This window comes from Eubacterium sp. AM46-8, from assembly GCF_003466705.1.
Classification (GTDB): Bacteria; Bacillota; Clostridia; order Lachnospirales; family Lachnospiraceae; genus Lachnospira.
Genome location: NZ_QSEU01000002.1, coordinates 36105 through 58954, shown reverse-complemented (window position 1 = coordinate 58954; position 22850 = coordinate 36105). Strand labels below are relative to the sequence as shown.

Here is a 22850-nt window from a genome sequence, read left to right as displayed (position 1 = left end):
CCCTCAAAACCGCGTTTCTACTGCGTAACAAATCCAACGAAAAGGAGTGACGAAGCTATGGCAGTTTTCCGCGTGGAAAAGAACAAAGGTTATACCGTTATGAGCAACCACCATTTACGCAACAAGGAGCTTTCCTTAAAGGCAAAGGGCTTGTTGTCGCAAATGCTCTCACTTCCCGAAGATTGGGACTACACCCTTGCAGGACTGTCCCTTATCAACCGGGAAAAGATTGACGCTATCCGGGAAGCAGTACGGGAACTGGAAAATGCCGGATATATACAGCGTTCAAGGGAACGTGATGAGAAAGGATGCTTACGCGGTACAACGTATGTTATCTATGAGCAGCCGCCTAAGTTGGATTTACCTACATTGGAAAAACCAACATTGGATAATCCAACATTGGAAAAGCCTATGTTGGAAAAACCTACGTTGGAAAATCCAACGCAATTAAATAAAGAACTATTAAAGACTAACTTACCAACAAAAGAAAAATTAAATACAGATATATCAAGTACCCATTCCATTCCTTTCCATTCCCTAAATCCCTCTCCCTTAGAGGACGCGGCACAGCCGCCGGAACGGAAGCGAAAGGAAACGACAGACGCATATAGCGTGTATGAGGAAATCATCAAGGACAATATCGAGTACGACTATCTGATACAGGATAGATACCTTGACCGGGACAGGATAGAGGAAATCCTTGCCCTTATTCTTGAAACTGTCTGCACCAAACGAAGAACAATCCGTATCGCCGGGGACGACCACCCGGCAGAGCTTGTAAAAGCAAAATTTATGAAACTGAACAGCGAACATATCCGCTTTGTACTGGACTGTATGCAGGAAAACACCACCAAAATCCGCAACATCAAGCAGTACATGAAAGCTGCCCTTTTCAATGCCCCGTCTACGATTGGCAACTATTACACGTCCCTTGTATCTCACGATATGTACGGCGGGCGTACTATCCAGTCGGCAAGAAGCAAGGGCATACCCGATTACACCTGCAACGAGGGCGAAAGCCTGTAAACCAACCCAAAGGAGGATTTTATGATGACACAGAAAACAGGAGCTTTGATTTTTGATGAAACCGCTGACCGCTACGACATTCGCTTTGACGTAAACGACTATTACGGGGGCTTGCATTGCGGCGACTGCATGGAGGTCTTTGTGCGGGGCAAATGGAAGCCGACCCGTATGGAGTACGGGGACAACTGGTATCTTGTGGGTATTCGGGCGGCAGACCTTTCCGGGCTGCGGGTACGGATTTAACAGGGCGGCGTGAAAGCGGACGCTCTTTTTCATGCCCGCCCCGCTTCCCGGCGGCGGGCATACCACCATAGAACACGAAAGGAGGACACCCATTGCAGGAGGAAACTAACGAAAAGACCATAGCCCTTTACATCAAGACCGGGAAGCTGACGGCACAGCAGCTCCAAAAGGCTATGAAAGCCCTGCTTGCACAGATGAAAAAGCAGCATGACAGACAGAAAATCCCGCATGGAAAGCAGACCCTAAAGCAGCTTATGAAGCAGAACGCGGGCGTTTCCAACATTGAAATCACAAAGGACAATATCAAAGCCTTTGAGAGTACGGCGAAAAAATACGGGATTGACTTTGCCCTAAAGAAAGACAGCACCGAAACCCCGCCCCGTTATCTTGTGTTTTTCAAGGGACGGGACGCGGACGCACTGACCGCAGCCTTTAAGGAGTTTTCCGCAAAGAAGCTGACGCAGGAACAAAAGCCCTCTATCCGCAAGCTGATTGTTTCCCTCAAAGAAAAGGCGGCGGCTCTGAACGCGCAGCGGGACAAAGTAAAAAACAAAGACAGGGGGATTGCAAGATGAACGCTATCAACTGGAAAAAGCTGCTGCTTCCCAACATTCCCTATCTGCTCTTTGTGTATCTCTTTGATAAAGTCGGGCAGGCGGTACGCCTTGCGCCGGGGGCTGACCTGTCCGGCAAGGTGCTTTCCCTTGCAGACGGCTTTTCCGCTGCCTTTACAAATCCGCTTCCGAGCCTTGCCCGTATGGATTTGCTTATCGGTATTGTGGGGGCTGTCCTTATCCGGCTGATTGTCTATGTAAAAGGCAAGAACGCGAAGAAATACCGCAAAGGTATCGAATACGGCTCTGCCCGTTGGGGGACTGCCGAAGATATTAAGCCCTACACCGACCCGGTATTTCAAAATAATGTGCTGCTGACACAGACGGAACGGCTTACCATGAACAGCCGCCCAAAGCAGCCGAAGTATGCAAGGAATAAAAATATCCTTGTTATCGGGGGAAGCGGCAGCGGCAAGACGAGATTTTTCGTGAAGCCCAACTTAATGCAAATGCACTCAAGCTACGTTGTAACTGACCCGAAAGGTACGGTTTTAGTCGAGTGCGGGAGGCTCTTGCATCGGGGCGGCTACCGGATAAAAGTGCTGAACACGATTAACTTCAAAAAAAGCATGAAATACAATCCCTTTGCCTATCTCCGCAGCGAGAAAGACATTTTGAAACTGGTAAACACTTTGATTGCCAACACCAAAGGGGACGGGGAAAAAGCCGGGGAGGATTTTTGGGTAAAATCGGAACGGCTCTTTTACTGCGCCCTTATCGGCTACATTTGGTACGAAGCCCCGGAGGAAGAAAAGAACTTCACGACGCTGCTTGAAATGATAAATGCGTCGGAAGCCCGCGAGGACGACCCGGAATTTCAGTCCCCCGTTGACCTTATGTTTGAACGGTTGGAGGGAAAAGACCCGGAACACTTTGCCGTCCGGCAGTATAAGAAATTTTTGTTATCTGCGGGAAAGACAAGAAGCTCTATCCTCATTTCCTGCGGTGCGCGGCTTGCCCCCTTTGACATTAAAGAGCTGCGCGACCTTATGGAAACCGACGAAATGGAGCTTGACACCATAGGCGACCGCAAGACCGCCCTGTTTGTTATCATTTCCGACACCGACGATACATTTAACTTTGTTGTGAGTATTCTTTACACGCAGCTTTTCAATCTGCTTTGCGACAAGGCAGATGATGAATACGGCGGCAGGCTGCCAGTCCATGTGCGCTGTCTGTTAGACGAGTTTGCAAATATCGGGCAGATACCGAAGTTTGAAAAGCTCATAGCCACCATACGAAGCCGGGAAATCTCCGCTTCAATCATTTTGCAGAGCCAGTCGCAGCTAAAAGCCATTTACAAGGACAACGCCGATACCATAGCCGGCAACTGCGACACCACCCTGTTCTTGGGCGGCAAGGAGAAAACCACCCTCAAAGAAATGTCGGAAATCTTGGGGAAAGAAACCATTGACAGCTTCAACACTTCTGAGAACCGGGGGCGGGAGGTATCACATGGACTGAACTATCAGAAGTTAGGCAAGCAGCTTATGACGGAAGATGAAATAGCAGTCATGGACGGCGGGAAATGTATCTTGCAGCTACGAGGGGTGCGCCCGTTCTTCTCTGATAAGTACGACATTACAAAACACCCCAACTATAAATACCTGTCCGACTATGACAAGAAAAATACTTTTGATATGGAAAAGCATTTAAGACGCAGACCCGCCCTTGTGAAGCCGGACGAACCCTTTGACTATTACGAAATCAGCGAAGCAGATTTGCAGGAGGACACCGCCCATGAATAGACGTATCCGAAAGAAACAGGATAAGAAAATCACAGAAGCCATAAACGGGCTTATTTTCATTGCCGAGCGACGGGAGCAACAGCGACAGGCAGCTATCCGGCAGTTTGTAAAACGGTGTGAAACCCTGTATGAGCAGCAGCGAAAGGAGGAATTGACGCAGTAACAAAGAAACAGATAACTTACAGAATACGCGCCCCTACAAAAATTCCTATCGCTAACAACTGAATACCGCCGCGCGGCAGACACATAGGCAGCGCGGGGACTTATGACCGCGGCAGTTACAAAACTGACCGCCGTTTTTTATGCCCTTTTATGGGGCAAGCCGCATTTGCGGCAGAAAGGAGCTTTATGGAATTTTTTAACTCTGCTATCGACGTATTACAGACCCTTGTTATCGCACTGGGCGCAGGCTTAGGCATTTGGGGCGTTATCAACCTCTTAGAGGGATATGGAAACGACAACCCAGGTGCAAAATCACAGGGCATTAAGCAGCTTATGGCGGGCGGCGGCGTTGCCCTTATTGGCACTATCCTTGTACCGCTTCTTTCCGGTCTGTTCGGATAAGTTTACGGAGGGTAGCCTATGGAGAGCATACTTGACGCGATTAACGAATGGATAAAGGAAATCCTTATCGGCGCGATAAACGGTAATCTGTCAACGATGTTCGGGGACGTAAACGAAAAAGTAGGCACCATTGCAGCGGAGGTAGGCAAGACCCCGCAGGGGTGGAACGCGAACATTTTCAACATGATACAAAATCTGTCCGAAAATGTGATTGTACCCATTGCGGGGCTTGTCATTACCTATGTCCTCTGTTATGAGCTTATCAGCATGGTAACGGAAAAAAACAATATGCACGACGTTGACACATTCATGTTCTTTAAGTGGTTTTTCAAAGCCTTTGTTGCCGTTTTCTTGGTAACACATACCTTTGATATTACTATGGCGGTGTTTGATATGGCGCAGCATATTGTGTCCGGCGCGGCGGGGGTAATCGGCGGCGATACGAATATCGACGTAACCGAAGCCCTTGCCGCCATGCAGGAGGGACTAAAAGATATGGAAATCCCCGAACTACTGTTACTTGTCATGGAAACGAGCCTTGTAAGCCTTTGTATGAAAATCATGTCCGTACTGATAACCGTTATCCTCTACGGCAGAATAATTGAGATATACGCCTACTGTTCCGTTTCCCCTATCCCTTTTGCCACCATGACAAACCGGGAATGGGGACAGATTGGGAACAACTACCTAAAGGGGCTGTTTGCACTTGGTTTTCAAGGCTTCCTCATTATGATATGCGTCGGCATTTATGCGGTTTTGGTAGGCGAAATGGTCTTAGCGGACAACCTGCACAGCGCGATTTTTTCCCTTGCAGCCTATACCGTTATCCTCTGTTTCTCCCTGTTCAAATCCGGCGCACTGGCAAAATCCATATTCAACGCCCACTAAGGGCAGAAAGGAGGTTTTTTCTTGGCGTATGTACCTGTACCCAAAGACCTTTCCAAAGTCAAAACAAAAGTCGCTTTCAATCTGACAAAGCGGCAAATCCTTTGTTTTTCAGTGGCACTTCTTATGGGACTGCCGCTTTTCTTTTTGCTCAAAGACAGCGCAGGGACGAGCCTTGCGGCAATGGTAATGATTGTCGTCATGCTTCCCTGCTTCTTGGTTGCCATGTATGAAAAGCATGGGCAGCCCCTTGAAGTGGTAATAAAGAACATCGTTCAGACAAAATTTACCCGCCCCAAAGTGCGACCGTATCAGACAGAAAACCTATATGCACTCTTGGAGAAACAGCGGGCATTAGAAAAGGAGGTATCAGCGATTGTCAAAAGGACAGACAAAAAAGACGCGGGAAGCCGCAGGAAACAGGCGTAAGCTGACCCGCGCGGAAAAGAAACAGATAGCGGCGGTTATCCGGCAGGCAAAGGGGGACGGCAAAGCCCACACCGCACAGCAGACCATTCCCTACCTTGCCATGTACCCGGACGGTATCTGCAAAGTGGCGCAGCGGAAGTATTCAAAGAGCATTGCTTTTGAGGACATTAACTATCAGCTTGCGCAGGCAGACGATAAGACCGCCATTTTTGAAAACTGGTGCGATTTCCTCAATTACTTTGACGCAAGCGTGAACGTGCAGCTTTCTTTCATCAATCAAGGCTCACAGCAGGAACAGGCAGCGCGGGCAATCCATATCCCGCCGCAAAATGACGATTTTAACTCTATTCGCACCGAGTATTCCGATATGCTGAAAATGCAGCTTGCCAAAGGGAACAACGGGCTTGTAAAGCACAAGTACATCACGTTTTCCATTGAAGCGGACAATCCGGCGGCGGCAAGGGCGCGACTTTCCCGTATCGAAACGGACGTACTCAACAATTTCAAGGTGCTTGGCGTATCGGCGCACCCCTTATCCGGCTATGAACGCTTAAAGGTGCTGCATGGGGTATTCCACCCGGCAGGCGAGCCGTTCTCATTCTCCTATGACTGGCTGACCCCGACAGGGCTTACCACAAAGGACTTTATCGCCCCGTCCTCTTTCAAGTTTGGGGAGGGACGCTACTTTGCTATGGGGAAAAAGACGGGGGCGGTGTCGTTCCTTGAAATCCTTGCCCCGGAGCTGAACGACCGTATCTTAGCGGATATGTTGGACTTGGAAACAGGGGTTATTGTCAATCTCCACATTAAAAGTATCGACCAGTCGGAAGCAATCAAGACCATTAAGCGCAAAATCACAGACCTTGACAAGATGAAGATTGAGGAACAGAAAAAAGCGGTTAGAAGCGGCTATGACATGGATATAATCCCGTCTGACCTTGCTACTTTTGGGAATGAAGCAAAGAACTTGTTGCAGGATTTACAGAGCCGAAACGAGCGAATGTTTCTCCTTACGTTCCTTGTGGTAAACATGGCAGACACGAAACGGAAACTGGAAAATGACATTTTCGCGGCGGCGGGCATTGCACAGAAATACAACTGCGCCTTGACCCGTCTTGACTATCAGCAGGAAGCGGGGCTAATGTCCTCTATCCCTCTTGGGGAAAACCTTATCCCTATTCAGAGAGGGTTGACGACGAGCAGCACCGCTATTTTTATCCCGTTCATCACGCAGGAGCTATTTCAGACCGGGGCTGCCCTGTATTATGGCTTAAATGCCCTGTCAAACAACATGATACTCTGCGACCGTAAACAGCTTAAAAACCCGAATGGGCTTATCTTGGGAACACCGGGCAGTGGAAAATCCTTTGCAGCAAAGCGGGAAATCACAAATGCCTTTCTCATTACTGACGACGATATTTTTATCTGCGACCCGGAAGCGGAATATTATGCCCTTGTAAAGCGGCTTGGCGGGCAAGTGATACGCCTATCCCCAACTGGGAAAGGCATGGACGGTACGCCCCAGTATGTAAACCCTATGGATATAAACCTTAATTACAGCGAGGACGACAACCCCCTTGCGCTGAAAAGTGATTTTATCCTTTCCCTTTGTGAGCTTGTCATTGGCGGCAAGGAGGGCTTGCAGCCCGTTGATAAGACCGTCATTGACAGGGCTGTAAGAAATGTGTACCGCCCGTTCCTTGCAGACCCCGACCCGGCAAAAATGCCTATTTGGGGCGACCTTTACGACGAGCTGCTAAAACAGCCGGAGCCGGAAGCTGCCCGCATTGCGGCAGCATTGGAGTTGTATGTTTCCGGCAGCCTTAATGTATTCAACCACAGAACGAATGTGGAGCTTTCTAACCGCCTTGTCTGCTTCGATATTAAGCAGCTTGGAAAACAGCTCAAAAAATTAGGTATGCTCATTGTGCAAGACCAGATATGGAACCGCGTTACCATTAACCGGGCAGAGAAAAAATCTACCCGCTACTATATGGACGAATTTCATCTGCTCTTAAAAGAGGAACAGACCGCCGCGTACAGCGTGGAGATTTGGAAGCGTTTCCGTAAATGGGGCGGCATACCCACAGCAATCACGCAGAACATCAAAGACCTTTTGGCAAGCCGCGAGGTGGAAAATATCTTTGAAAACTCTGATTTTGTCCTTATGCTCAATCAGGCACAGGGCGACCGGGCTATCCTTGCAAAGCAGTTAAATATCAGCCCACAGCAGATGAAGTATGTAACCCACACCGAAGCAGGCGAGGGACTTATCTTTTATGGGAATGTGGTGCTTCCCTTTGTAGACCATTTCCCGAAAGATACCGAGCTTTACCGCATTATGACGACGAAGCCGGAGGAAGTGAGCAGCCTATGAAACAGTTAAAACCACGCGATAAAATCACGCAGAAAATGACCCGCGACGGTGCGGTGGAAATCAATGAAACACAGCAGACTGCCGAGCGTATCAGCAGCCGGGAAGCAGACAGCGACTTTTCACAGCCGGACACCGCTACCGCAGAGCGTGTCATGGAACACCTTGACGCAGCCCATACCCGAAAGGCAAGCAAAAAGGCAGTCAAGAAAGCACAGGAAGCGGCTGTTTTGCGTACTTCCACTTCACGCTTGCAGTTTACCGACGAGGAACGGGAAACGCCAAAACTGCAACCCTACATCAAAAAATCGGAAAAAGCAGCCGACAAACTGGACGCAGCAAAGGCAGCTCTCCCGAAGCAGAAGAAACTTGTAAAAGAGCGCACCTTTGAGGAAACCACCGGAAAGGCAAAGACCCGTTTACGCTTTGAAGAACAGGAAAAGCCGATACCCGGCGGCAAAGCCCACAGTAACCCGTTATCCCACCCCGCGCAGGAAGCGGGTATTTTTGTTCACAACAAAATCCATAGCGTCGAGAAAGATAATTCCGGTGTGGAGGGCGCGCACAAATCGGAGGAACTTGCCGAGCGCGGCGCAAGGTACGGGACAAGAAAATTAAAACAGGGCTACCGCAGCCATAAGCTGAAACCCTACCGGGAAGCGGCAAAGGCAGAACAGGCAGCGTTTAAGGCAAACGTCAATTTTCAGTATCACAAAGCCTTGCAGGAGAACCCGCAGCTTACAAGCAATCCCTTTTCCCGGTTCATGCAGAAACAGAAAATCAAACGCCAGTATGCAAAAACCGTAAAGAAAAGCGGCTCAGCCACCGCCAAAGCTGCCGCCGGAGCGTCCCAAACAGCAGCAAAGAAAGCGGCTGCCTTTGCAGGACGACACCCGGCAGGCGTGATAATCGCTATCGCCGCGCTGCTTCTGTTCATCATGGTATCCGTAGGGCTTTCCTCTTGTGGGGCAATGTTTTCCGGCAGCATGAACAGCGTGTTAGGGACTTCCTACACGTCCGAGGACAGCGACCTTGTGGCAACGGAACAGAGCTATGCTGCAATGGAAAATGAGCTGCAACAGGAAATTGACAATATCGAAAGCACCCACAGCGGCTATGATGAATACCGCTATGACCTTGATACTATCGGGCATAACCCCCACGAATTAGCGTCGTACTTGACTGCCCTTTTGCAGAGTTACACCCCGCAGAGCGCACAGGCAGAGCTAAAACGGCTGTTCGGCTTACAGTACACCTTGACGCTGACGGAAGAAATCGAGATACGCACCACCACCGACGAGGAGGGCAACGAGGAAGAATACGAATACCGTATCTTAAATGTGAAACTGACAAACAAGCCGATTGCTTCCCTTGCGGAAGAACTGCTGAACCCACAGCAGTTTGAAATGTTCAAGGTGTACTTACAGACACAGGGCAACAAACCGTTGATTTTTGGCGGCGGCTCTCCCGACGGAAGCCCGTCCGAGGATTTAAGCGGCGTGGAGTTTGTAAACGGCACACGTCCCGGAAACCCGGAGCTTATGGAGCTTGCAAAACAGCAGGTCGGAAACGTGGGCGGCTACCCTTACTGGTCTTGGTACGGCTTTAACAGCCGCGTGGAATGGTGCGCCTGCTTTGTGTCATGGTGCTACAATCAAGCCGGAAAAAGCGAACCCCGCTTTGCGGGCTGCGAATGGCAGGGCGTTCCTTGGTTCCAGTCAAGGGGACAATGGGGCGCACGCGGCTATGAGAATATCGCACCGGGCGACGCTATCTTTTTCGACTGGGATTTAGACGGCGTTGCCGACCATGTGGGGCTTGTGCTTGGCAGGGACGGAAGCCGCGTCTATACCGTTGAGGGCAATTCCGGCGACGCCTGCAAGATTAAAAGCTATGACCTCAACTATCAATGTATCAAAGGCTACGGCTGATGAACTGGTAAGCAGCCCCGAAAAGAAAGGAGAATTTATTTTATGGCAAACAACAAAATCGACCGTATCAATAAGGAAATCGCAAAGACCCGCGAGAAAATCACAGAGTATCAGAACAAGTTAAAAGGACTGGAAGCGCAGAAAACCGAAGCGGAAAACCTTGAAATCGTGCAGCTTGTACGCGCTATGCGACTTACCCCGCAGGAATTAAATGCTATGCTGTCCGGCGGCGGTATTCCCGGCATGAACGCCGCACCCGCTACCGAAGCGGCAGACTACGAAGAACAGGAGGACAATGCAGATGAAAAATAAACTCAAACAGACCATGACTGCCCTTTGTGCCGCCCTTATCCTTATGGGCGGTTTTTCTGTCCCTGCCTATGCACAGGGAACAGCCGCAGAGCCACCCACAGAGGACGCGACCAACGACAGCAATGTAGTGGTGGAAGAACCGGAAACGCCGCCCCTTACCCCAAAGGGCAACGCAACACTGGTGGACGATTTCGGCGGCAATAAGCAGCTTATCACTGTTACCACCAAAGGCGGCAACTACTTTTATATCCTCATTGACCGGGCAGCCGAGGGGGAACAGACCGTACATTTCCTTAATCAAGTGGACGAAGCCGACCTTATGGCACTGACCGAAACCGGGGAAGCCACGAAAAAGCCGGAAGTCTGCAACTGTACGGAAAAATGCGAAGTCGGAAAGGTAAATACGTCCTGCCCGGTATGTGCAACTACTCTGACAGGCTGCACAGGCAAGGAACCCACGCCAACACCCACCGAGCAGCCGGAAGAACCCAAAGAAAAAGACGGCAATCCCGGCGCGGTGCTTGCCTTAGTCCTCTTTGTGCTGCTTGGTGGCGGCGCGGCGTTCTACTACTTTAAGTTTGTAAAACCGAAGCATAACGTGAAAGGAAGCACCGACCTTGAAGATTTTGACTTTGAGGATTACGACGAGGACGAGCCGGAAGCAGATACCGGGGAAGTTTCCAAAGAGGAAGAAACGGAGGACGAGGAAGTATGACCCTGTTTACCGACAATCCCTTTGAAAAGATGATGATACAGAAGCCGGACTATGGCAAACGGGAAAAATCCCCGCCGGAGCTTTCTTCCCCACGCTGCGCGGGCTGCCCTTACAAGGGGCAGTCCCCTTGTGTGGGGTACTGTATGAGAAAACTGGAAAACAAACGACAGACCGAACGATAAAAGGAGGAATTATCATTGATTTTAGTTATCGCAGAAAAGCCCAGTGTGGCACAGACAATCGCTGCTGTACTTGGGGCAAAGGAAAAGAAAGACGGATTTCTCACAGGAAGCGGCTATATCGTTTCTTGGTGCGTGGGACATTTGGTAGGGCTTTCCGAAGCTGCCGCCTACGGGGAGCAGTATAAAAAGTGGAGCTATGACAGCTTACCGATTTTGCCGCAGGAATGGAAGTACACCGTTGCTTCTGACAAGGAAAAGCAATTCAAGACCTTAAAGGAACTTATGCACCGGGCAGACGTTTCCGAAGTCGTCAATGCCTGCGACGCGGGGCGCGAGGGAGAACTCATTTTCCGTTTTGTCTACGAAGTTGCCGGGTGCAGGAAGCCCACGCGCCGCTTGTGGATTTCCTCAATGGAAGAAGCTGCTATCAAAGAGGGCTTTTCTCATCTGAAGAACGGCGAAGCATACGACGCGCTCTTTGCTTCCGCATTATGCAGGGCAAAGGCTGACTGGCTAATCGGTATCAACGCCACCCGTCTTTTTTCTGTCCTTTACAACCATACCTTGAATGTGGGACGCGTACAGACCCCGACCTTAAAAATGCTTGTTGACCGGGACGCGGCGATTACCACGTTCAAGAAAGAAAAATACTATCATGTGCGCCTGTCCTTATCCGGCGCGGAAGCTGCAAGCGAAAAACTGTCTGACCGTTCCGAAGCTGACAGGCTGAAAGCTGCTTGTGAAGCGTCAAAAGCAGTCTGTACTTCCCTTGTGAAAGAGAAAAAGACCGCAGCCCCGCCGAAGCTCTTTGACCTTACTTCTTTGCAGAGGGAAGCAAACCGCCTGTTCGGATATACCGCAAAACAGACCCTTGACCTTGCACAAGCCCTGTATGAAAAGCGTTTGCTTACTTATCCGAGAACCGACAGCGCATTTCTGACCGACGACATGGGCGACACAGCGGCGGGCATTATCAAGCTGCTTTGTGGGAAATTTTCTTTTATGGCGGGCATGGACTTTGCGCCGGAGCTTGCAAAAGTGCTGAACAGTAAAAAGGTATCAGACCACCATGCCATTATCCCGACTATGGAGCTTGCAAAGACCGACCTTGCCGCGCTGCCGGAAAGCGAAAGGAATATCCTTACCCTTGCCGGGGCGCGTCTGCTCATGGCGACCGCCGCAGTACATACCTTTGAAGCGGTTACGGCTACATTTGAATGTGCCGGACAGTCCTTTACCGCAAAGGGAAAAACAGTGCTGTACGACGGGTGGAAAGAGATTGACCGCCGTTACCGGGCAGCCTTAAAGAACAAGCCCGAAACGGACGACGCAGACAGCGACACAGAAAAGACCCTGCCGCCATTTACCGAGGGACAGACCTTTGAAAATCCGGTGGCAACGGTAACGGAACATGACACAACACCGCCAAAACCTCACAACGAAGCGTCGCTGCTCTCTGCTATGGAGCACGCCGGAAGCGAGGACACCGACCCGGACGCAGAACGCAAAGGGCTTGGAACTCCCGCCACCCGCGCCGCCGTCATTGAAAAACTGGTAAAGGGCGGTTTTGTGGAGCGAAAAGGCAAGCAGCTACTTCCCACAAAGGACGGTATCAACCTTGTGTGCGTCCTGCCGGACACCTTGACAAGCCCGCAGCTTACCGCAGAATGGGAAAACAATCTGACACAGATTGCAAAAGGCAAGGCAGACCCCGCCGCATTTATGGAGGGTATTGAGAATATGGCGCGGGAACTGGTAAAGACGTACCCGTTTCTTTCTGATGATAAAGCGCAGATGTTCAAGCCGGAACGGGAAGCGTTGGGAAGCTGCCCCCGCTGCGGTTCTCCTGTCTATGAGGGCAAGAAGAATTACTATTGCAGCAATAAGGAATGTATCTTTACCATGTGGAAAAATGACCGTTTCTTTGAAGAACGAAAAGTAACCTTTACCCCGAAGATTGCCGCCGCGCTCTTACAATCCGGCAAGGTAAATGTGAAAAAGCTCTATTCCCCAAAGACGGGCAAGACCTACGACGGAACTATCGTATTGGCTGATACGGGCGGGAAATATGTCAACTACCGGGTGGAGCTTCCGAAGAAAAAATAACTGAATAGCAAGCATAGGAAAAGAGTACCCTTTTCCGTAAAATTCCTGCTTTCTCTACCGAGAACGGCGGGGATTTTTGCTTGTTGGGAAGTTCCCAAACCCTCTGAAATCTTGAAAAAATATCTAAACTCTTTGGCAAAAACGCGGGCGCGGGGTACTGAATGATGAAACTGGAAAGCGCAGCGTCCGCGCTGCCTTTGGGAAAGGAGGTTACACATGGCAAATTTACGGGACACCGTAAAAGACTATCAAGAAGAATTAAGGGACGGTATCGCTTGGGTGGCGTTTTGGAAAACGGGACGTTCTTGGAACGCGGAATATTTCCACCTTGAAATGGGCGATATTCTCTACCCGGAGGACAGAAGCCGCATGGAAGAAATCAAACAGGCTGACCCTGCCGCCGTTGTGGTAAACGGCTATTATTCCGGCTATCTTGGCGAGGACAGGAACCTTGACGAACTGACCGCCGGGGTGCGCCGCCACTACGAAAACGGATATAGCAATATCGGGGAATTTATCGAAGCCCACGACGACAGGCTGCCGCCGGAGCTTATCGAGGAAGCAAGAGCCGCCGCCCACGCTGCGGGGCTGCCTTTTTCTGAAAAAGCCTACCGGGGCGGCGAAGAACCCGACCCCTATCTATTTGACGGGAGCATGAGCATGGAGGACTACGAGCTTATGCACCGCATGATTGAGAAAGAAAGGAGTGAGCGCATGGAAGAAACGATTTTAAGCGGGTATCTTTCTAATCTTGGAAAGTACACCGAGGGCAGACCTGCGGGCGAATGGGTATCATTCCCCACGACTGCTGAACATTTGAAAGAAGTCTTTGACCGTATCGGGATAGACGGCAAAAACTACGGGGAGCTGCACATCACAGAATATCAGTCCTCTATTCCGGGACTGGCAGGGAAATTGACCGAGCTTGAAAGCCTTGACGAACTGAACTATTTGGACGAGCTTTTGAAAATGCAGTTTGACGACGACCGGGAAAAATTTGCTGCGGCTATCACATACGGCGACCATACAAGGGACTTGCAGGACATTATAAACCTTGCACAAAATCTTGACTGTTACTGGATTTATCCGTCCGTAAAAACCGAGGAAGATTACGGGCATTATCTGATTGAAGAACTGGACGAGTTGGAGCTGCCGGAAGAAGCAAAAAACTATTTTCTCTATGAGGAATACGGGCGGGACGCTGCTATCAATGACGGGGGCAGATTTACCGAGCAGGGATATATCTACAACAACCGCAACACCTTTACACAGTGGTATGACGGACGGGACGTGCCGGAGGAATATCGGGTAACACCGCAGCCGCCAGTACAGGAAAAGGAACAGGCAGACCTTGACGCTGCCGCAGCCATACCGACCACTGCCACAGAGCAGCCCCCGGTTCTCCCGATTATCCTATCTTCCGAAAAGCCCGCCAACAAAATGAAAGAGATTACCGACCGACTGGAACAGGGCATTTTGGGGATTTATGAAAGCGACCGTTACGCCGACTATCTGCGTACTATGTCTAAATTCCATGATTACAGCCTAAACAATACAATCCTTATCGCCATGCAGGGCGGCAACCTTGTAAAAGGCTATAAACAATGGGAAAAGGAATTTGACCGCCATGTAAAGCCGGGGGAAAAAGCTATCAAGATAATTGCGCCCGCGCCCTTTACCGTTAAGAAACAGGTGGAAAAAATCGACCCGGACACGCAAAAGCCTGTTTTCGATAAGAACGGGAAAGCCGTTACCGAGGAAAAGGAAATCCAAATCCCCGCCTTTCGTGTGGTATCTGTTTTTGACGTGTCGCAGACCGAGGGTAAGGAGTTGCCCGACCTTGGGATAAAGGAGCTTACGGGCGACGTGGAACAGTATCAGGATTTTTTCGCTGCCCTTGAAAAAACTTCCCCCTTTGCTATGGGATTTGAAGCACTAAGCGGCAGTATAAAAGGACGCTGCAATTATGAGGAAAAGTGTATTCTCATCAACGAGGGCATGGACGAATTGCAGAATATCAAGACCGCTATCCATGAAATTGCCCATGCGACACTCCATGACATAGACAAAGACGCGCCGGAACGTCCCGACCGCCGCACCCGCGAGGTACAGGCAGAAAGCGTCGCCTATGCCGTTTGCCAACACTACGGGCTTGATACGTCGGACTATTCCTTTGGATATATCGCCGGGTGGAGCAGCGGAAAAGAACTTGCAGAACTGAAAGGCTCTCTTGAAACAATCCGCAGCACCGCCGCAAGTCTGATTGATACCATAGACGGACATTTTGCAGAAATCCAAAAGGCACAGGATAAGGAACAGACCACCGAACAGGCACAGACCCCACAGGAAGCTACCATACAGCCCGAAGCAGAAGCAGCCGCGCCGGAGCTTCCCGAAGAAACAGCCCCGGTACAGGAAAAAGAAGCACAGACCGAGCCGGAAGCTGATACAGGCGCAAGCAGCGAAGCACCACAGCCGGAACAAGCTGCACCCGTCGCACCTTATTACACAATCAACGAAGCTGCCGCCAAACGTGCAAAGGACGCAAACAGTTTTTCCGATTATAAGCAAGGCAGCGCGACGGCTGAATACAGGCACTATGTAGATGAAGCCGTACAGCTTGCAGAAAGGCAGAAACAGCGGGTAGACCCGATGTACCATGAGAAAATCGACAGCCTGCTTGACACCTACGCCCGGAAACTGGCGGCGAACATGAACAAGGGCTATGAGATTGACGCGCGTGTTCCCTCTATCCTCATTGCGGGCGGCTCTAACTTCCCCACAAGGAAGAAAGAAAAGCAGAACGCAGCCCGCGACAGCAATTACCGGGAATGGCAGGACATACAAGGACTTCTTGATAAAATCCGCAGTACCGGCATGGGCGGTATCAGTGCAGACGACCCACAGGCAGTACAGAAGTTAGAAAAGAAACTGGAAAGCCTTGAAAAATCACAGGAAACCATGAAAGCCGTAAACGCCTATTACCGTAAGCACAAGACCCTTGACGGCTGCCCGCATTTGTTGCCGGAACAGCTTGAAAAATTAAAAGCGGACATGGCGAGCAGTTGGCATTTGGGGGACAAGCCCTTTGCGACTTGGGCGTTATCCAACAACAGCGCGGAAATCCGGCGCGTGAAAGACCGTATCAAATCCCTTTCACAGCAAAAAGAAATCGGTTTTGTGGGTTGGGAATTCGACGGCGGCAAGGTGGAAGCAAACACCGAAGCGAACCGTCTGCAAATCTTCTTTGAGGATAAGCCGGACGAAGCTACGCGGGAAGCCTTAAAAAGCAACGGCTTCCGTTGGTCGCCAAAAGCCGGGGTATGGCAGCGGCAGCTTACCAGTAACGCCTATTATGCGGCTGATTATGTCAAGGCGATTGCACCTCTTACCGGGGAAAAGCCTACCGAGTTACAGCGGGCGCATATCCGGGCGCAAAAGGTAGCTGCACAGGAACAATTCGCACAAGGGCAGCCGGAGCAGGAAGCCCCACAGGATAAAGACACCTTTTCCATTTATCAGATAAAAGGCGGGGACGAAACAAGGGACTTGCGTTTTGAGCCTTACGACCGTCTGATTGCCGCCGGACACCGGGTAGACGCGAAAAACTATACACTTGTCTATTCCGCACCTCTTACGCCGGGGACTTCCCTTGAAGATATTTACACCCGCTTTAATATTGACCACCCGAAAGATTTTAAGGGACACAGCCTTTCCGTTTCCGACGTGGTGGTACTTCATCAGAACGGACAGGACACCGCCCACTATGTAGACAGCTTCGGTTATAAGGACGTGCCGGAGTTTTTGCAGCCGGAAAATTATCTGAAAGCTGCCGAACAGACCACCGAGCAGAATTACAACATGATTGACGGGCAGATAAACAACACCCCGACCGCTACGGAACTGGAAGAAAAAGCAAAAGCCGGAGGACAGATTTCCCTTGCAGAATACGCCGAAGCCCTCAAAGCAGAAAAGAAACAGGCAGAGCCGGAGAAAAAGTCCTCTATCCGGGCGCAGCTTAAAGCAGCGAAAGAACAGGCACCGAAGAAACAGGCAAGACAGAAAACACAGGATTTGGAAAGGAGCTGACCTATGAAGTTACAAAAATTTGAAAATGTGGACGTTATTGCTTCCCTTGAAGCCATAATGAAACAGAACACCGCTTTTTATCAGAGCGATTTTGACATAGACAAACAGATTTTGCGGAAAGCGGCGGTAAGCCTTATCCCGGAGGACAAACGGCTTTTGTGGTTTTCCCGCCCGTCCGGGACGTGCTGCTTCCGGGAACGGGACGTTTTTCTAAAGGACACAAGGCAGCATAATACATGGCGGTTTTACGGGGAACAGACCCGCGATACTATCCTTGCCTATGCGGTGGAACTGACAGGCACAGAGCAGGAAAAAATCAAGGGCAATCTTTATGAACTGGATTATTTGCAGCATTTCCGGGAAGTAATCGAAAAATCAATCCCTGCCGACAACTACACGCTGATTTATGAGCATGGGGAGCTGACAAAGCCTGCCGGACAATATTTTGACGGGGACACTGACCCGCAACTTGGAAAGTTTATACGTTTTGAAGCACAGCCAAACGACCCGGAAGCCTTAAAAAGCCTTTTGAGGGAACAGCAGAAAAAACGAACACCGCATACGCAGAGGGATTTTCAGTTACATATCGCCGCCCTGCATGATAGACAGATTGAAACAGAAGCCCGCCGGATTGTGGAAAATGTAAAAGGGCTTGGAGAACCGGACAGCCCCGAAAAGACCCATTGTGCGGTAGAACTTTCTCCCTACTTTGTTCCACTGGCAACGGATAAGGATATGGAACGGCTGCTTTCCATGCTCCCTTACAAAAGCCTTTCCTTATCTACGTTGGAGGGCAGGCATGGCGTTTATGCGCTGATAGATAAAAGCGAGAGGAAGAAAGAGATGAAACAGTCCCCTCCCTCTGTCCGGGCGCAGTTACAAACAGAAAAATCCCCAAAAGTCCCGAAAAAGACAGCAAAATCAAAACATCACGAATTGGAGGTATGAGCATGATTAGACTGACCGTTGAAGAAATGAACCTGTTGAGTATTTACCATGAGGGAAGCAAAGCACAGCTTATGGAAAATATGACGGCTGCGCTGCCGTTCATGGACGAGGATATGCGCCCCTTTGCAGAACGCACCTTACAGAAAATTTCCCCGCTAACAGAAAACGAGTATGCGGAGCTTGCCATTTTCGCCGCTGATGAAGTATGACCGGGGGTAAGCGGCTTACGCCGCCACAGAGCCGAAAAGTCAACAGCCTTGTAAAAAAGGAGTGCTGCAACTGCGAGCGCGGACACTGTATCTTACTGGACGACGGGGAGGAATGTGTCTGCCCGCAGCTCATTTCCTGTTCGCTTTTATGCAAGTGGTTTCAAATTGCCGTACTTCCTCTTGATAAGCTACTGTATGCAGAGCTTTTCAAGACAGAGGACAAAAAGCGTTGTACCGAGTGCGGCACGTTCTTTGTATCAAAATCGAACAGCGTCAAATACTGCCCGGACTGCCGGAAGCGGATTACCCGCAGACAGGCAGCCGAGCGCATGAGGAAACGGCGTGCGGCGGTTACGCGATAAGGGCAAAAAAAGCCTTGATTTACAGGGCATAAATGACGTGAAACTGGCATAGGCGATACAGAATACCTTTTCCCTTAAAATGGGGGTTCTACTGCGTAACATTTTAAAATCAGTACCTATATAAAAGAACAGGGTGCGGGAGGTCATTACTGGCTTCCTGCGCCCTGTTCTTTTTGTGTCTGACTGTCTTTATCCTGCATTTCCGGCTTCGGCTGTAATTCTTTTTCTATCCGGTTCCGGTAATGGGTTTTCCTGCGGTAAAAATATTTTGTTACTTCCTGTTCCGGCAGCCATATCCCCGCAGCTTCTATCCGTTCCATAACAGCGGCAACGATTTCCCGGTTGTTGTACTTATGCGGCTCCTGTCCCTTTTCTATCCAAAGACGGCGGTATTCCTCATAAAGCCATGTACTGATAGTTTCTTTCTGCCGTTGCTTCAAATGCCGGAACTGCTTATCTGTCCGCAGCAGCTTCCCGTCTACCTTTTTATGATTTTTTGTCCCGATTTCTTTTTTCCTCTCTTTCCATTTCTTCAAGGGGAAACTGGGGGAGGGCTTCTATCAGCTTCATTGTGATATACTGGCGCATATCTTCATCAATTTCCAGTTTGAATGTTCCGTCCGGCTGACGTTTCTTTACAGTTGCCTGCCTGTCGATTTCGTCCTTGTAGCACATAAGCACCTTTTCCACCGCCCATGTTTCTCCGGTAACGGCGGCGCTTATGGTTTCATAATCGGGTATCGTTTGGTCTGCCATGTTTTCACGCTCCTGTCTATATTGGAATACCTTTATCCTACCACGCTTTTATAGATATTTCTACTGTAAGCGTTCGGTTTCCCTGCCCCGTTCCGGTTCTTTTTCCAGTCTTAAAATACTGTCTATGTTCTGTTTGATAACGTCGTATTCCTTGACCTGTTTTTTCAGCTTGCCATAATCAGTGTAAAGGGCTTCTTTCTGCGCTTGGAGCTTCCCGTATTCTTCCTGCATGGCGGCAAGATTGGGGAGCTTGGTAACGCCCGCCGCTTTCAATGCCTTTGCCGCCGCTTCATGGAGTATCAGACTGCTTTCCTGCTTTGCCCGGTATGTGTCCTTATCCTTTGCCCTGCGGTATGCTTCATAGACGGTTTTTGTTTTTTGGTAGGTGGTAACGTGCTTCATCAGCACCGCCATGTCTGCAAGACGTTTCTCCACGCTCTTTAATGCGTCTGCTGTCTTTTCATTTTCCGCATTTATTTCTTCAATCCGGCTGACTAAATCCGCGTACTGCTCAATCTTGTGTTCTGTCAAGAAATTCATAGTTTTTGCAGCCAGTTTCAGATTATGGATTTTCGCCCACTGTTCATAGCCCCGGCTCTCTTGTGCTTGATACTACTTTCAATGTCGATAAGCAGCGATACGCCGCGCTGCTCTTTGGGAGCTTTCGCTGCCTTTGTGCGCTTGCCTGCAATCCGTTCTTTGATTGCTTCCTCTGTATAATCTGCACCGAGGGTTTTTAAGCGGGTAAAGCGTTCCTGTCCGGGAGCGCGGCAGGAGATATATTTTCCCGGCTTTATCTCATAGCCCGCCGCCTGTAACCGCTGCAATAATTCTTCAAAACTTGCTACTTGGGGGATAAGTGTATCAACGGCAATTTTTAGCTTGCCTTTCCAACTTGTTCCCGTCTTTTCCGCTTGATATTCTGCATAGCTTTTTCCCTTACTGCCTTTACCCGGAATGACAACGGACAGCCCGTTTTCCCTGCACAGCTTATCACTTATGTTCCGTATGCCGTAGTAACTGCGCTTATTGGAATTGTACTTATGGTAGTCAACAAAGTTGACCGCACAAAAAATGATATGGTTATGGATATGCCCTTTGTCTATGTGGGTAGTCAAGACGTATTCATGCTGTCCCTTTGTTACCGCGTCGGCAAGCTGTTTTCCGATTGTGTGGGCTTTCTCACAGTCCACCTCTCCCGGTTCAAACGATTGTATCAGATGAAAGGCTAAGTTGTTCCCTTTCTGCCGAGCCTGCGACAAAGTATATTCAAACTCAATATCTGCCGTTTCATAGCTGCACCCAAAGGAGGACACAAGCGTTTTCCCGTCTGTCTTATCCGGGTTTTGGATATAATCAAGGGCTTTGCTCAACGTGCTTTTAATAGGCTTAATCTTTGTAACCGCCATATCTCCGCAAGCACCCCCTTTATTTCCTCTATGTCCTCTTGGTAGACGCTGCCTGTCGCATTGACACGCTTTGCAATCTGATTGACGTTGACCCCGATTTTCTGTATCTCCGCTGTCATGGCTTTTATGTCGCTATGGTCTGTCTGAATGATATACCCGTCAATGGCAATCTTGCGAAGATACGCCGCCATATTTTGGGTAGGGACGAGCTTCATTTTCTGTTCAATCAATGCCCGTTCTTCCTCTGTTACATAGAATTTGATTTGTACTTTTCTTTTGCGTCCGTTCATGCAATCGTTCCTTTCCATTCCGAGGGTTTGGGACACTTCCCAACAAGCAATTTTTAACCGACGCACCGCAGGGCGGGAGGGCGAAAATACGGAAAAGGGTACTCTTTTCCTATGCTTGCTAAGAAAGTTTTTTATCTTTTATGTCCTTATTTCCCTCTACGGAGAAAAAACCATTTTGCCGAACTTATGCAAAAGAAAAACGCTGCAATCTCAAAAAAGATTACAACGCTTCCGAAAATCCATATTCAATTTTGCCGGACGTTTCTATTTGTCCTCTTTTTCGACTTCTGAAATTTCCTTTGCGGTTGCTGTTACAATCCGTATGCCGTTATCGCTCATATCATCAAGCAGAGCGTCGAGCTGCCGCCGCTTTGTATCTTTTCCGACGGGCGTATCTAAAAGAAACTGGTCTACGGATATATTGTAACGGAGCATAAGCTCAAAAAAGATTTGCAGACTGGGGTGCTGTCCTTTATTCTCAATATTCGCAAGGTAGCGAGGGGAAATATACATTTCATCACTTACCTGTTTGCGGCTTTCCTTGCGTCCTGTCCGCGCAGCTTTTATCGCTTCTCCAAAGGCTTTGAAGTCATATTTTTCTACTGGTCTTTTTGCCATATTTATTCACCCAGTTACATTTTACTGTTCCCCTTTCTTCTTGGATATGTCTATACAGTTCCACTAATTAGCCATAATAATTCATATTTATATACTTGCTATTATTCGTATGTCCGACTATAATTATACTGATATGATTTGTAGAAAGGACTTGGGTGTTATGGAATATATGTCTTGCCCCGAAGCAGCGAAGAAATGGGGAATTTCTGAAAGGCGGGTACAGGTACTTTGCAGAGAAAACCGCATACCGGGTGTTTCAAAACTTGGATATATGTGGCTGATACCAAAGGACGCTGAAAAACCGATTGACGGGAGAACAAAACGAGGAAAGGAGCTGCACCATGAATAAAGTTTTGATTATAGATGATGATAAAGAGCTTTGCGCTCTTATGAAAAAGTGCATAGAGCAGGAAAAATTATCAGCCGTAACTGTATATAACGGTATTGAGGGGGTTCGTCTAATTGATGAAAATAAAGATAGCTATTCCCTTATTATTTTGGACGTAATGCTGCCGGATATAGATGGGTTTCAGATTCTCCAAAAAATTAGAGATACAAGCAATATCCCGGTGCTTATGCTTACTGCAAAAAGCAGCGAAGAAGATAAGGTTTTCGGTCTGCGACTGGGAGCAGACGACTACTTGACAAAGCCATTTGGTATTAACGAGCTTTTGGCGCGTGTCAATTCCCTTATCCGGCGATATACCACCTTAAACCCCTTTACGGCAGACATAGACAGCATATCGTTGAAAGATATGGTAATTGACAAATTAAATCGTACAGTTACGGTCAAAGATATTCCCGTTTTGCTTACAGGAAAAGAATTTGATTTACTTCTCTTTCTTGCTTCCAACAAAGGACGAGTATTTACCAAAAAACAAATTTATTCACAGGTATGGGAGGAAGAATACGCTTTTGATGATAGCAATATTATGTCTTTTATTAGTAAATTAAGGAAAAAGATTGAGCCAGACCCCGACCACCCCTTTTACATTTTAACTGTCCGGGGTGTCGGCTACCGTTTTAACAAGGAGGCGTAA

22 protein-coding genes and 2 pseudogenes are annotated in these 22850 nt (G+C 49.0%); 19 read left to right on the top strand and 5 right to left on the bottom strand.

Annotated elements, in window-relative coordinates; translation table 11 throughout:
* The first annotated feature begins 57 nt into the window (after positions 1–57).
* The 17 genes and pseudogenes from DW963_RS14110 (at position 58) to DW963_RS01650 (ending at position 18737) form a co-directional block, all read left to right on the top strand.
* Positions 58–1026 (top strand): DUF6017 domain-containing protein, encoded by a 969-nt coding sequence (locus DW963_RS14110; protein ID WP_097771238.1) that lies wholly within the window; start codon positions 58–60, stop codon positions 1024–1026.
* A gap of 24 nt (positions 1027–1050) precedes the next feature.
* Entirely contained in the window at positions 1051–1269 is a 219-nt protein-coding gene (locus DW963_RS01725; RefSeq protein WP_004611927.1) for a DUF5348 domain-containing protein, read from the top strand.
* Between the two features lie 92 nt (positions 1270–1361).
* Positions 1362–1844, top strand: a complete 483-nt coding sequence (locus tag DW963_RS01720; RefSeq protein ID WP_074430170.1) for a PcfB family protein — start codon at positions 1362–1364, stop codon at positions 1842–1844.
* The gene (locus DW963_RS01715; RefSeq protein ID WP_097771237.1) at positions 1841–3631 is read left to right on the top strand and encodes a VirD4-like conjugal transfer protein, CD1115 family; all 1791 of its coding nucleotides are present in this window, start codon (positions 1841–1843) and stop codon (positions 3629–3631) included. The genes DW963_RS01720 and DW963_RS01715 overlap by 4 nt, the downstream gene beginning before the upstream one ends.
* Complete coding sequence (locus DW963_RS13365) at positions 3624–3794, top strand: hypothetical protein (protein ID WP_179860393.1); 171 nt, start codon at positions 3624–3626, stop codon at positions 3792–3794. Before DW963_RS01715 ends, DW963_RS13365 begins: the two co-directional genes overlap by 8 nt.
* Before the next feature lie 185 nt (positions 3795–3979).
* Entirely contained in the window at positions 3980–4195 is a 216-nt protein-coding gene (locus DW963_RS01710) for a Maff2 family protein (RefSeq protein ID WP_009906233.1), read from the top strand.
* 18 nt (positions 4196–4213) lie between these two features.
* Complete coding sequence (locus tag DW963_RS01705) at positions 4214–5083, top strand: VirB6/TrbL-like conjugal transfer protein, CD1112 family (protein WP_117913599.1); 870 nt, start codon at positions 4214–4216, stop codon at positions 5081–5083.
* A 21-nt stretch (positions 5084–5104) separates the two neighbouring features.
* Positions 5105–5509, top strand: coding sequence for a PrgI family protein (locus DW963_RS01700; protein WP_097771236.1), 405 nt, complete (start codon positions 5105–5107; stop codon positions 5507–5509).
* The gene (locus DW963_RS01695) at positions 5457–7886 is read left to right on the top strand and encodes a VirB4-like conjugal transfer ATPase, CD1110 family (RefSeq protein ID WP_117913598.1); all 2430 of its coding nucleotides are present in this window, start codon (positions 5457–5459) and stop codon (positions 7884–7886) included. Before DW963_RS01700 ends, DW963_RS01695 begins: the two co-directional genes overlap by 53 nt.
* Positions 7887–8038: 152 nt before the next feature.
* Positions 8039–9825: pseudogene (locus DW963_RS01690) on the top strand (CHAP domain-containing protein).
* A gap of 31 nt (positions 9826–9856) precedes the next feature.
* Positions 9857–10126, top strand: coding sequence for a DUF4315 family protein (locus tag DW963_RS01685; protein WP_005933780.1), 270 nt, complete (start codon positions 9857–9859; stop codon positions 10124–10126).
* Positions 10116–10841: a DUF4366 domain-containing protein gene (locus tag DW963_RS01680; RefSeq protein ID WP_015529207.1), complete on the top strand. Its 726-nt coding sequence runs from the start codon at positions 10116–10118 to the stop codon at positions 10839–10841. Before DW963_RS01685 ends, DW963_RS01680 begins: the two co-directional genes overlap by 11 nt.
* A gap of 197 nt (positions 10842–11038) precedes the next feature.
* Positions 11039–13129 (top strand): DNA topoisomerase 3, encoded by a 2091-nt coding sequence (locus tag DW963_RS01670; RefSeq protein WP_117913597.1) that lies wholly within the window; start codon positions 11039–11041, stop codon positions 13127–13129.
* 216 nt (positions 13130–13345) lie between these two features.
* Complete coding sequence (locus tag DW963_RS01665) at positions 13346–17218, top strand: antirestriction protein ArdA (protein ID WP_117913596.1); 3873 nt, start codon at positions 13346–13348, stop codon at positions 17216–17218.
* Positions 17219–17221: 3 nt separating this feature from the next.
* Positions 17222–18166, top strand: coding sequence for a hypothetical protein (locus DW963_RS01660; protein WP_117767613.1), 945 nt, complete (start codon positions 17222–17224; stop codon positions 18164–18166).
* A 2-nt stretch (positions 18167–18168) separates the two neighbouring features.
* On the top strand, positions 18169–18375 hold the full coding sequence (locus DW963_RS01655; protein WP_015529203.1) for a transposon-transfer assisting family protein: 207 nt from the start codon (positions 18169–18171) through the stop codon (positions 18373–18375).
* A complete protein-coding gene (locus DW963_RS01650; protein WP_005933796.1) occupies positions 18372–18737 on the top strand; it encodes a cysteine-rich VLP domain-containing protein in 366 nt (121 codons plus the stop codon). The genes DW963_RS01655 and DW963_RS01650 overlap by 4 nt, the downstream gene beginning before the upstream one ends.
* Before the next feature lie 146 nt (positions 18738–18883).
* On the opposite strand, the gene DW963_RS01645 is transcribed toward DW963_RS01650, so the two are convergent.
* From DW963_RS01645 to DW963_RS01625, 5 genes and pseudogenes are all read right to left on the bottom strand, one after another.
* A complete protein-coding gene (locus DW963_RS01645; RefSeq protein WP_025579757.1) occupies positions 18884–19177 on the bottom strand; it encodes a hypothetical protein in 294 nt (97 codons plus the stop codon).
* A gap of 46 nt (positions 19178–19223) precedes the next feature.
* Positions 19224–19493: a helix-turn-helix domain-containing protein gene (locus tag DW963_RS01640; RefSeq protein WP_015529202.1), complete on the bottom strand. Its 270-nt coding sequence runs from the start codon at positions 19491–19493 to the stop codon at positions 19224–19226.
* Positions 19494–19553: 60 nt separating this feature from the next.
* Positions 19554–20902 (bottom strand): annotated as a pseudogene (locus DW963_RS01635) (relaxase/mobilization nuclease domain-containing protein).
* A complete protein-coding gene (locus tag DW963_RS01630) occupies positions 20863–21192 on the bottom strand; it encodes a plasmid mobilization protein (RefSeq protein ID WP_015529200.1) in 330 nt (109 codons plus the stop codon). The pseudogene DW963_RS01635 and the gene DW963_RS01630 overlap by 40 nt, the downstream one beginning before the upstream one ends.
* A 264-nt stretch (positions 21193–21456) precedes the next feature.
* Positions 21457–21810: a helix-turn-helix domain-containing protein gene (locus DW963_RS01625; protein WP_005933802.1), complete on the bottom strand. Its 354-nt coding sequence runs from the start codon at positions 21808–21810 to the stop codon at positions 21457–21459.
* Between the two features lie 160 nt (positions 21811–21970).
* Here DW963_RS01625 and DW963_RS01620 point away from each other — a divergent pair, with 160 nt between their 5' ends.
* On the top strand, positions 21971–22159 hold the full coding sequence (locus DW963_RS01620; protein ID WP_025578756.1) for a helix-turn-helix domain-containing protein: 189 nt from the start codon (positions 21971–21973) through the stop codon (positions 22157–22159).
* Complete coding sequence (locus DW963_RS01615) at positions 22152–22850, top strand: response regulator transcription factor (RefSeq protein ID WP_005933804.1); 699 nt, start codon at positions 22152–22154, stop codon at positions 22848–22850. Before DW963_RS01620 ends, DW963_RS01615 begins: the two co-directional genes overlap by 8 nt.